The 9,619-nt window shown below is 71.3% G+C and carries 12 protein-coding genes and 1 pseudogene; 3 read left to right on the plus strand and 10 right to left on the minus strand.

The window, feature by feature from the left end; all coding sequences use genetic code 11:
- Positions 1-149: 149 nt before the first annotated feature.
- Together CKO31_RS24235 and CKO31_RS24240 are read right to left on the minus strand one after the other, a co-directional pair.
- Positions 150-560, minus strand: a complete 411-nt coding sequence (locus CKO31_RS24235) for a PIN domain-containing protein (protein WP_200242869.1) — start codon at positions 558-560, stop codon at positions 150-152.
- On the minus strand, positions 547-780 hold the full coding sequence (locus tag CKO31_RS24240) for an AbrB/MazE/SpoVT family DNA-binding domain-containing protein (RefSeq protein WP_200242891.1): 234 nt from the start codon (positions 778-780) through the stop codon (positions 547-549). The genes CKO31_RS24235 and CKO31_RS24240 overlap by 14 nt, the downstream gene beginning before the upstream one ends.
- A gap of 331 nt (positions 781-1,111) precedes the next feature.
- On the opposite strand from CKO31_RS24240, the gene CKO31_RS24245 reads away from it, so the two are divergent.
- Positions 1,112-1,792: an NAD(P)-dependent oxidoreductase gene (locus CKO31_RS24245; RefSeq protein ID WP_200242893.1), complete on the plus strand. Its 681-nt coding sequence runs from the start codon at positions 1,112-1,114 to the stop codon at positions 1,790-1,792.
- Between the two features lie 105 nt (positions 1,793-1,897).
- On the opposite strand, the gene CKO31_RS24250 is transcribed toward CKO31_RS24245, so the two are convergent.
- Both CKO31_RS24250 and CKO31_RS24255 read right to left on the minus strand, forming a co-directional pair.
- Entirely contained in the window at positions 1,898-2,266 is a 369-nt protein-coding gene (locus CKO31_RS24250; protein WP_200242895.1) for a hypothetical protein, read from the minus strand.
- The gene (locus tag CKO31_RS24255; protein WP_200242897.1) at positions 2,263-2,748 is read right to left on the minus strand and encodes a DUF4174 domain-containing protein; all 486 of its coding nucleotides are present in this window, start codon (positions 2,746-2,748) and stop codon (positions 2,263-2,265) included. The genes CKO31_RS24250 and CKO31_RS24255 overlap by 4 nt, the downstream gene beginning before the upstream one ends.
- Positions 2,749-2,832: 84 nt before the next feature.
- Here CKO31_RS24255 and CKO31_RS27045 point away from each other — a divergent pair, with 84 nt between their 5' ends.
- Positions 2,833-3,138, plus strand: a complete 306-nt coding sequence (locus CKO31_RS27045; RefSeq protein WP_242475646.1) for a LexA family transcriptional regulator — start codon at positions 2,833-2,835, stop codon at positions 3,136-3,138.
- Between the two features lie 30 nt (positions 3,139-3,168).
- Positions 3,169-3,444: pseudogene (locus tag CKO31_RS27050) on the plus strand (LexA family protein); the annotation flags it as partial.
- 119 nt (positions 3,445-3,563) lie between these two features.
- Here CKO31_RS27050 and CKO31_RS24265 read toward each other — a convergent pair.
- From CKO31_RS24265 to CKO31_RS24290, 6 genes are all read right to left on the minus strand, one after another.
- Positions 3,564-4,037, minus strand: a complete 474-nt coding sequence (locus CKO31_RS24265; RefSeq protein WP_200242900.1) for a DUF697 domain-containing protein — start codon at positions 4,035-4,037, stop codon at positions 3,564-3,566.
- A gap of 103 nt (positions 4,038-4,140) precedes the next feature.
- Positions 4,141-4,929: a co-chaperone DjlA gene (locus CKO31_RS24270; RefSeq protein ID WP_200242902.1), complete on the minus strand. Its 789-nt coding sequence runs from the start codon at positions 4,927-4,929 to the stop codon at positions 4,141-4,143.
- A gap of 7 nt (positions 4,930-4,936) precedes the next feature.
- The gene (locus CKO31_RS24275) at positions 4,937-6,808 is read right to left on the minus strand and encodes an ammonium transporter family protein (RefSeq protein ID WP_200242905.1); all 1,872 of its coding nucleotides are present in this window, start codon (positions 6,806-6,808) and stop codon (positions 4,937-4,939) included.
- Positions 6,805-7,008 (minus strand): hypothetical protein, encoded by a 204-nt coding sequence (locus tag CKO31_RS24280; RefSeq protein ID WP_200242914.1) that lies wholly within the window; start codon positions 7,006-7,008, stop codon positions 6,805-6,807. Before CKO31_RS24280 ends, CKO31_RS24275 begins: the two co-directional genes overlap by 4 nt.
- A 14-nt stretch (positions 7,009-7,022) precedes the next feature.
- On the minus strand, positions 7,023-9,224 hold the full coding sequence (locus tag CKO31_RS24285) for an ABC transporter substrate-binding protein (RefSeq protein ID WP_200242908.1): 2,202 nt from the start codon (positions 9,222-9,224) through the stop codon (positions 7,023-7,025).
- 2 nt (positions 9,225-9,226) lie between these two features.
- Entirely contained in the window at positions 9,227-9,370 is a 144-nt protein-coding gene (locus CKO31_RS24290; RefSeq protein ID WP_200242911.1) for a hypothetical protein, read from the minus strand.
- Positions 9,371-9,619: the final 249 nt, after the last annotated feature.

Below are 9,619 nucleotides of genomic sequence, written 5' to 3' on the forward strand. Positions count from 1 at the left end.
ACCGCAAGGGCGACGGCTTACCGGGACCCCAAACGCTATGGATCGGACTACAGCGTGCTGCCGACTTTGTGCTCGCGCTCGATGCTCATCGCAACGCCGAAGGGGCGAGTTGTGGGTAACGATGTGGGCCTGAGTTTGCCGGAATCGGTTCAGGACGTCGCGAAGGGGTTCTTCACGGTCAGTTGCTCTTCGATGCGCTGGCCATCCCGCAGGTCTTCCGTCCACAGCACGCCGCAACCGGCCAGCAGCGCAGCCGCGACGATCAGCGAATCGTACACCGAGAACCCATAGCGCTCGGCGATCGCGAGTCCGCGCTCGTGCGTGGCCATCGTCAAGGGTTCGACGCGACACAGAGCTTGCGCCGTTCCCAACACCTCGCGGATCTCCGGCCAGGCCAGGCCGAGCTTGCGTGAGGCAACGGCGGCAAACTCGTTCAGGACCTGCACGCTGATGACACCACCGTCGGCGAGCAGGGCTTCGGCCCGGTCCGCTTTCACCACGTCCTTTGATAAGAGGTACAGAAGCACGTTGGTGTCGAAGAAGTCGCTAGCCTCGCTCATGGGCCTCGAGCCGATCGAAGCGGAAGCCCTCGGGTAGACGCCCGCGGTACTTGCGCAGCCGCGCCAGCAGCTCGCGGTTGTCGGGTGCCTTGCGCACGCTCAGGCTGCGCGGCCCCTCGACCTGGATCTCGATGTCGTCGCCGTCCTGGAGGTCCAGCGCCTCGACGACCGCCGCGGGCAGGCGCACTGCCAGGCTGTTGCCCCACTTTGAAACCTGCATCGAATGCTCCTCCGGACCGATGTGGATACACCAATCACGAGTGTATATCTGCATCGTCGCTTGTCCAGCATCCCGACTGCTCATCGCCGAGCACATCGGCCACGGCCGGTCTCGGATCGAGCGCGTCCTGATGTCGAGCGATCGGACGGCGCACCACATCGCGGATACCAGCCCATCGGCTCGTAGCCTGAGTCCCCTGGAACCGGTGCGGTGCCGAAGGCTACTGAATCCAAATTTGGGGTAATGTCGGGCCCTGATCGTTAAGATCAGGAGATCAGCCCGACGGCTCGCGCTCCTCCTTCCCCTTCGTTGACACCTGCGAGGCCCTGGCATGAAGCTCGCCATCATCGGCGCGGCCGGCAAGACCGGAACCGCCCTGGTCCACGAGGCGCTGGTGCGTGGGCATCAGGTCAACGCGCTCTGTCGCTTGGCGTCGGCGGACAAGCTAGCCGGTTTCGCCGACGGTCCAGGCTTCACGCTGATCACGGCGTCGTCCGTCACGGACGCCGGCGCCTTGCAGCGGGCGCTCGCCGGCGCCGATGCCGCGCTCGTGATCCTCATCGCCGTCCATGACCTCAAGGCCACTGCGCTCGTCGCCGCGCTCGCCGATGCGAGCGCGATCACGGGCTGTCGGCGCGTGGTCTTCACCGCCGGCGAGATCACCGCGATCCCGGCCTCGGGCGAGCGCCAGACCCTGCGGCAGCGTGGGATGCTGGCATTGTTCGCCCCGCTGATGGCGCTGACGCCGTATTCGCTGCGGGACATGCGCGACGCCTCAGGTCAGATCCAGCAGCTCGATTGGGAGTGGACCATCATCCGTGCACCGACGCTGATCGATGCGGCACCTGCCGGCTATCGCCTCGGCGCCCTCGACGCGGTGAGTGGTGCCGATCGACTGCCACGCGCGGACTATGCCGCCTGCCTGATCGACGCGGTGGCCGAGCCCGGTCACCATCGGCGCCTGCTCACGGTGCTGCCCGCCCACGCCAATGACCCTGCGCGTCCTGGATGAGCCAATCCCGGCGCCGTTCTGACAGGATGTCGCCGGTCCAACGACGCGTCACCCGGCGATGCGCCTGTGATGCTTCCGCTCAGGCAGCGTGCGGCTGCGGTTGCGTCACCGCTCGCAGAGGGTGGCCCACGCCCGACCCGTGCCCGGATCGATGTCCAGCACCAGCTCACAATGCTCCGTGATCGTGTCGAGCGGCGACGGGTCGTCGGCACAGCTGCAGCCGGCGATGATCCCGGCGTAGAACACACCGACTCGCACCTGCATGCGGCCAGCCGCCTCGTGGGTTTTCAGCACCTGCACCCCGAGCGCAGCTTCGGCCACCGCGCTCGTCTGTGTCAGCGCCGCCTGCAGCAAAGGCCGGAGCACGGGATGATGGGCACCGAGCGCCTGGAGCTCGTCGACCAAGGTGGGGCGGAACGCCGGGCTGCTCCAGGCCGCCGCCGATCGCGTCAGGGTCAGGCCCGTGGCGGTCATTCGGTGTCCTGCATCTCGCGCTGGCGCATCGGCATCGCATCGATGCGCGCGAACAGTCTTTGCAGGTCGAGGTCTGGATCGCTGGACTTGAGTCCGCCGTCCTTGCCGATCAGGAACACGCTCGCATCGGATTGGCTGAAGAAGCGCCGTTGCAGCTCCCGCTGGAGTGCTTCGCCCAGGGGCCCTGAATAGTTGCTTTGCAGGCGCTCGGGATGCGCCACGAGCCAGACGATGTGGCGCTCCTCGATGGCTTGCTCTGCCGCGCGCAGGCGCTCGACGGCATCCGGTACCGAACCGTCCACCACAATGACGCGATGCTGCCAGCGCAGCGCTGCAAGCGCTGTCAGCGGCGCTTTACCGGAGGCCATTGCCGTGCCCGTGAACATGCCGACGCAGGAAACCGCTATGCCCAGGGCCAGGGCCAGACGAACACCCCGTCCGAGCCAGCCGCATCCGAGCCAGCCCTGTGTGATTGCAGCCATGCCCGCTCCAAGACCCGTTCGCTCGCATTGCTGACGGAGCATGTGCCATGCCCAGGCCGCGTGCAAGGGACCGGCGGGCTGGCGATGAAGCCTAGGCTCGCTGATGTCGCGCTGGGTGTTTTGCTAGCCTTCGGTCTGCCGTCGCGCCCTGCGACCTATGGCCATCCTGGCCGAGCGCTGAAGTCCATCGGCATGATTTGGGCCCCTGGTCAGGGCTGCTATCCTGCGCCCATGAGCCGCCTGTTGATCCAACACCGTCGCCGTACCCAACTCGACTCCGCTGCCGAGACGCTCGATCCCACAAGCGAACCGATGACCGGGCTGCCCCTGATGGGACGGGTGAGTGCTGGTCATCCCGTCGAGGCCATCGAGGACCCGGACTGGATCTAAGCCCGACAACGCCTCGCCCGCGGGGCCAGCTACGCGCTGCGTGTGCAGGGCGACTCGATGCGCGACGAGCACATCGAGGACGGCGACTTGGTTCTGCTCAATCAGCGCACCACAGCCGAGGACGGCGAGACCGTGGTGGCGCTCATCGATGACGGCCTGGCGACCCTCAAGCGCCTATATCGAATCCCAGAAGGCCTGCGTCTGCAGCCGGCCAATCCCGACTATGCGCCGCTGCATCGCCCGCACGGGGCCGTCGAGGTCATCGGCGTCGTCGTCGCTGTGATGCGGGAGGTCGAGGCCCCCTGAGCGAGGCGTGCTCGATTTAAGGAGCTCTCTGCGGACGTCCGAGGCGCCTAATCCAGCGCATTGTCTTCTCTGCCAACCGCCCGCCCGCGCCCCTGGCCACGCCTGAGCACAGGCGCTGATCACGTCGGACGGCCCGCCAGCAGTGCCTGCATGCCGGGCCGTCCTGCATGCATCGCGCGGCGCACGCGCGCTCGGAAGGCGCTTGTCGACAGGTCTTCCAGCGTGCCGCCCGCCTCGAAGTGCTCCATCAGGACTTTACCGGTGGCATAGCTCACCAGGCCCGCCAGCGTGGACAGAGTGCCGGCGGCGCCGAGCGTACCCAAGCCGGGCCAAAGCTTCAGTGCGGACAGGCCGAAGCCCGTCGCCAGCACCGGCAGTGCCCCCGTCAACAGGGAGGCGGCAATGCCGCGGTAGAACTGATCGAAGGTCACGCCGTAGTGGTCCGCCAGGCGCCCGATGAGGTTGAGCTGGAGGTTGAACAGCAGGATGCCGTCGACAAGCGGCACGGGCGCCATGGTCAGGGTGCTGGCGAGGATGACGTGGTCGCGGATGATGCTCTCCGCCTCGGCGCGCACCAGATGCGACTCCGCCACGGCCAGCCGGACGTCCGGGCTCAGTGGGCGCTCGGGCCCGGGCGTCGGCTCTGCCTCGGGATGGGGCCCTGTCGTACTCCCTGTCCCGGCCCGGGCTCCAGTCTCAGTCGGTCCAGTCACGCGCGAGCCTCCGGTAGGCTTTGCGGATGCGGTCGGTGCGCTGGGCGGCCGCCGCCAGCGCCTCGGGGGAGGGGTTGCGGTGCACGAGCTTGTCGGGGTGATGGCGGCTCAGCAGGGTCCGGTAGGCGCGGGTGACCTCCTCGCGTGAGGCCGCCACCGCCACGCCCAGGATGCGCGCCGCCTCCTGCTTGGATAGGCCGCCGTCGCGCGGCGGCACCTGCGAGCGCTGCGCCCGCCAAGCCGCCTCGAAGCGCGCCTGCCGGCGGGGGGTGACGCCCAGACGCGCCGCCAGATCCCGCAGCAGCGCCCGCGCCGGCGAGGTCTCGTCCAGGTCCTCCACCAGCGGCATCAATGCGCCGATGAAGGCCAGTGCGATGTCCGGGCGGCGCTGAAATGTTCGCCGGAACTGGTTGACCACCGCGGTCAACGGGAAGTCCGCCCGCTGACCGTCGCGGAACAAGGCCTGCGCCCGGGCCCGCTCGGCGCCCGCCAGCCCCGCGTCCGCCAGCAGCCCCTCCAGCACGGCGGCCCGGCGCGCCGGCGGCAGCTCCCCGGCGCGCACCAGCGCCCCGGCCGCGCAGAACAGCGCCGTGCGTCTGCGCCGGAGCAGGCGTTCGCGCCGCGCGGGCTGACGCACCGGGGCATAGGCGCGGATCAGCCCGCTCAGGTCGCGGTCCAGCTGGTGGCCGACGCCCACGGCAGCGAGCGCCGCGATGGGCCCGCCGATGAGGCCGGAGAGTCCGACCGCGAACAGCTTGCCCCACCAGAACATCTGCGCCTCAGGCCGCCGTTGCGGCGGCGGCCTGAGGCGCGCGCTCCGTCACGGCATCCGCCGGGCGCCGCGACAGGAGCCCCGGCAGCAGCCGCAGCAACAGCCCAAGGCAGAGGCCGCCGCCGACACCCACCACCAGCGCCACGCCGGCCCCCAAGGCCTGCACCGGCAGGTCCTCCGCCACGGGGGCGAACAGAAAGCCGTCCGGCCCCACCAGCGCCGGCGCCAGGGCCGCGGCGAGGCCTGCGACGGCAAAGGCCGCCGCCAGCTCCCGGTGCGTATCGCCGCCCTGTAGGGCACGCGCGAGCAGGCCGTGCAGCAGCGCCACCAGGGCACCGAAGATGAGCGGCACGGCCAGCCCGGACGCCGCGGCGGCGGGCGCGGCAAGGATGCCCGCCAGCAACGCGGCCGGCAGCCCGTCCCAGCGCTCGGCGTCCCCGCGCAGCAGCGCGCTGAACAGCGTCGCGACCAGGAGCGCGCCCGCCGCGGCGGCCCAGCTCGCGAGCACCAGCGCGACGCCTGCCTCCGGTGTTGCGGCGATGCGCGGCTCCAGCCAGCCGATCCAGATGAGCAGCACCGCCACCACCGGCAGCGCGGGCTCGCGGCCGAGGCCGCCGGCGAGCCGCTCCCGCGGCGGCCCGGCGCGGGCGCGGCCCATGCCGAAGGCGAGCCCCAGTGCCGCGCCGCCGCCCACCAGCGCCGTGCCTGCCACGGCGCCGGTGTCGGTGAAGCCGAGGCCGGCGAGCCAGCCGGGGGCCGGGTCGCCACTCGCGGCACCGGCGCCGCTCCAATGGCCGAACAGCGGCAGCAGCAGCGCGCCGACGGCGAGCCCCACCAGCAGCCCGCCCAGGGCCGTGAGGCGGCTGCCGACGGTCACCGCGGCCAGCAGCGCCATGGCCGCCACCAACGGCAGCCGGGCGAGCAGGGGCTCGGCGACCACGGGCAGCCGGGCCTCCGGCGACAGGGCCAAGAGCTGCGGCAGAAACGCGAAGGGCGCGCCCAGGATGCCGCCGAGGCTCGCGCCGTCGCGGATGCCGATGCCCACCAGCGCGAAGCCGAGCACCGCGCCCGTGAGCGCGAGCAGCAGCCCCGCCGCCGGCGCGGCATTGCCTGCCCCGCTCTCCAAGGTGCCGGGCGGCGTACTCGCTGCCGGCGGCCCTCTGCTCGGCTGCGCCCGGCGCGCGCGGGCCGCCGGGTAGAGCAGAATACCCGCCGGCAGCAGCAGACCCAGCGCGAAGGGCAGCAGTGCTGCGCCGCCTTCCTGCCGGGCGTCCGGCGCCCCGGCGGCGGCGCCGGCGCCGGGCCGGTCATCTGCCTCCCGGGCCGCCCGCGCCTGAACGTTGCGCTCCAGCCGCTGCAGCTGTGCGCGCAGGGCCGCCACGGACTGCTCGGTGTCGTCGATGCCCATCAGCGTCTCGAAGAGCCTCACCGAGTTGTCCTCGATGCGTGTCTCGTGCTCCTCCAGCATCTTCTGGGTCTGCTCAAGCCGTTGGGACAGGGAGTCGAGCCGGACTGCAATGGGGTCCATGCGCTTCATCTCGGCGTCCAGGCGCTCGGACTGGCCGGCGATCTCCTCCCGGTTCAGCGCTATCTGCTCCTCCAGCGTCTTGAGGCCCTGGTCCAGCCCGTCCAGCTGCTGTTGCAGCGACGCCAGCAGCTCCTCCGGGGAAGGCGTGGCGGGTGCTGCGGCTCCTTCGCCGCCGGCGCCGCCGTTGTCCCCGGCGGCGCTTGCGTCTGCCGTCGGCGCCTGCGCGAAGCCCGCCGGCAGGGGCAACAGCATTACGAGCAGCAGGCAGCCGGCGAGCGCCCGCCCCGGCAACCGCCGCCTGCGGCGCATCCGGAGGCGGGACAGGGGCTTGCCGCGGGACGGAGCCGTCATCGCGCCTGCTCCTTGCCGCGCTGCTGCTTCGGCGGCGGGTCGGCGGCCAGCACGAACAGGAAGCCGAGCAGCGGCGTGAACAGAATCGACGACCAGAGATAGCCCCAATAGCCCCATTTGCGCCGGCGCCCAAGCACGGCGACGAGCATCGCGGCGGCGAGGTAGATCGCAACGATCACAACGGCGTGGAAAATCGGCATGTTGGCGATTTGCTCTACTCGTAGGAGGTGGGCGCGGCGGCCGAGACGGCGGCGTCCGCGTCCGTGCCGCCGTTTTGTGCGGGGTCTGGGCCGGCGCTTGGGAAGGCGGGCTGCATGGCGCGGGAGACCAGCGTCAGCAGCCTGGGATCGGGCCGAATACCGAGCTCGGCGAAGGCCTCGAGGTCGGCGCTCACCGCGGGCAGGTTGGTCAGCTTGCGATTGAGCGCACTGACCCGAAGGCCTTTCAGTACACCGTTGAAGCGCAGCGCCACTTGCGGGTCGTCCAGGTCGACGCCGGTCGCCACCAGCGCCAGGGTCAGGCCGAGATCGCTGTCCAGGCTTTGCGCCACCGCAAAGGTCGGTACGCCGAAGCTGCGCAGGGTGCGGTTCAACCGCCGCACCAGCCCCGGGCGCAGCCCGGAATCCGGCACCACCAGGAGGGCATCCGTGCTGCGGGCCAGCCGCGTCCAGCAGCGCACGGCGGCCTGCTCCAGCGGATCATCCACAGAGATCCCCTCCCGCTCCCGCCGCGTCAGCTCGATGGCGTTGAGCGGCTCGGCGGCGTGGGCGTCCGGCGCCGGCAGCTCGCAGATGTCCACGGTGAAGCCGAGGTCGTCGGCCAGGCTGCGGGCGAGCCCCACCGCGGCGCTGCCGGCGCCGGTCTGCGGGGCCACCAGCCCCAGGCGCTGGAAGCCGAGGATCTCGTGCGCCAGCCGGAGCCAGATGCGGGCGCGCTCGGCGGCGCTGAGACGGGCCGTGGTCAGCGTTTGGAGATCCGCCCCGGGGTCGGCGGCAGCCGCCGTCTCGGCCGCGCCGACGGCCTTGTCGGCGGGCATCGATACCGCGGCGGCGGTCTGCTGCAACCGTTCGGCCGCCGCGGCGGCGGCATCCACGACCTCGGCCATCGCCGGCTCGGGCGGCGTCGGTTGCGGGCCCGGTGCGGGCGCCGGGGTCTGCGCCTGCTGCGCCGCCTCGCGCTGCATCTCCAGCCGTGCGGCGCGGAAGCTCGCCAGCCGGTAGGGCGCGGTGACCCCGGGCAGGGGCCACCAGCGCCCGAAGCGCAGCACTCGGAGCTCAAACAGCTTGCCGTAGACATCTCCGCGCGGGTCGTGGGCGAAGATGCCGGTGACGCCGGCCCGCGGCGGCGAGTAGCGCGCCGTGGTGGCGAGCACACTGGGCTCGGTGCTGCCGGCGGTGCGGACGATGTCCGCAAAGAGCCGCGCCGTGTCGTAGCCCTGGGCGGCGGACTGGTCCGGGTCGGCGTTATGGGCGGCCCGGTAGGCCGTGACGAAGGCGCGGTTGAGCGGCCCCGGCGTGTCGACATCGTAAATGCCGGGCGCGACGGTGCGGTCGCCGGCGCTTCCCACCAGCTCCTCGTAGCGCCCGAAGGCAAGGCGGTCTGAGCCGAGCACGGGCTGCGCGAAGCCGAGCTCGCGCAGCTGACGCACCAAGCGCGCCCCGGGGAGATGCTCAGTGGACAGGTAGACGGCATCGAAATCGACGCCGTTGAGCTGCCCCAGCATACCGCGGTAATTGGACTCCGCAGCGAAGAAGGACGCGCCGAAGACGATGCGCAGGCCGCGCGCCCGCGCCTCGTCCTCGAACAGAAAGGCCAGCTCGCGGGCATAGTCGTCGCGGCTGTGCAGCACGGCGATGCGCTCGTGCCCGAACAGCTGCGCGACGCTCGCGGTCTGCGCCGCCATGGCGGCGTTGTCCGGCAGGGTGCGCAGCACGAAGTCGAAGCCGTGGCGGGTGAGCTGCTCGGCGGTGGCGAACGACGGCATGAACAGCACCCTCGCGCGCTCGTAGATCACCGACAGCGGCACTGCCAGCTCCGAGGTCCGGTGCCCGAGCACCACCGAGATGCGCGGATCCTGCGCAATGGCGATGGCGGTCCGCCGCCCCTGGCGCAGGTCGCCGCTGCTCGGGAAGCGACGGATCTGCACGGCCCGCCCGAGCAGCCCGCCGGCGGCGTTGATCTCGCGCACGGCCAGCTCGATGCCCTGCAGGAAGCCGGGTCCGAGTGGGTCCTCCACCGCGGCGATGACGATTGGCCCGATCCCATCGCGGGCATAGGCGGCACGGGCCTCGCCGAGGTTGGTGTATTGGCGCCCGCAGCCGGTGAGTGTCAGAGCGGCGCAGAGCATTGCCAGCACGAAGGCCCCGGCCGCCGGGCGCCGGCGCGCCGCCGCATATCCCCGTCGAAGCCTGGCCACGGTCAGCGCCGCCCGCCCGGCACCAGCGGCAGGCCGCCTTCCTCGGCGCCGATGATGACCACTTCGGCATTGTCGGACGTCGCCAGGTCCTGGGCCGCGCGGATGCCTTCGTGGCGGAGCAGGCGCGGCGTCAACGACGCGTCCACCTCGGCCTGGAAATCGCGGATGCCGGTGGCTTCGGTGCGCTTGCGCTCGGCCTCCCGGCGGGCCGTGTCCAGGCGAAAGTCGTAGGAGGCCAGCAGCTGGCGCTGCTTCAGCTTGTCCTCGACAGCAATTCTAAATTTGCCGCCCTGGCGCAGCGGCGCGGCCAGTAGGCGGCGGCGTCGCGGGCTCCAGGGCCTCGTGCATGAAGTCGAGGAGCTGCTCCCAGGAGTCGAACGGCCAGTACAGCGTCA

Source organism: Thiohalocapsa halophila (genome assembly GCF_016583825.1).
In the GTDB taxonomy this organism is placed as follows: domain Bacteria; phylum Pseudomonadota; class Gammaproteobacteria; order Chromatiales; family Chromatiaceae; genus Thiohalocapsa; species Thiohalocapsa halophila.

Excerpts from the sequence above, each read along its gene's own strand:
- CKO31_RS24270 (WP_200242902.1), bottom strand. The coding sequence starts at position 4,929 with ATGTTCTGGTGGGGCAAGCTGTTCGCGGTCGGACTCTCCGGCCTCATC.
- CKO31_RS27045 (WP_242475646.1), top strand. The coding sequence starts at position 2,833 with ATGAAGCCTAGGCTCGCTGATGTCGCGCTGGGTGTTTTGCTAGCCTTC.
- CKO31_RS24250 (WP_200242895.1), bottom strand. The coding sequence starts at position 2,266 with ATGACCGCCACGGGCCTGACCCTGACGCGATCGGCGGCGGCCTGGAGC.
- CKO31_RS24255 (WP_200242897.1), bottom strand. The coding sequence starts at position 2,748 with ATGGCTGCAATCACACAGGGCTGGCTCGGATGCGGCTGGCTCGGACGG.
- CKO31_RS24280 (WP_200242914.1), bottom strand. The coding sequence starts at position 7,008 with ATGCCGATTTTCCACGCCGTTGTGATCGTTGCGATCTACCTCGCCGCC.
- CKO31_RS24245 (WP_200242893.1), top strand. The coding sequence starts at position 1,112 with ATGAAGCTCGCCATCATCGGCGCGGCCGGCAAGACCGGAACCGCCCTG.
- CKO31_RS24235 (WP_200242869.1), bottom strand. The coding sequence starts at position 560 with ATGAGCGAGGCTAGCGACTTCTTCGACACCAACGTGCTTCTGTACCTC.
- CKO31_RS24275 (WP_200242905.1), bottom strand. The coding sequence starts at position 6,808 with ATGACGGCTCCGTCCCGCGGCAAGCCCCTGTCCCGCCTCCGGATGCGC.
- CKO31_RS24240 (WP_200242891.1), bottom strand. The coding sequence starts at position 780 with ATGCAGGTTTCAAAGTGGGGCAACAGCCTGGCAGTGCGCCTGCCCGCG.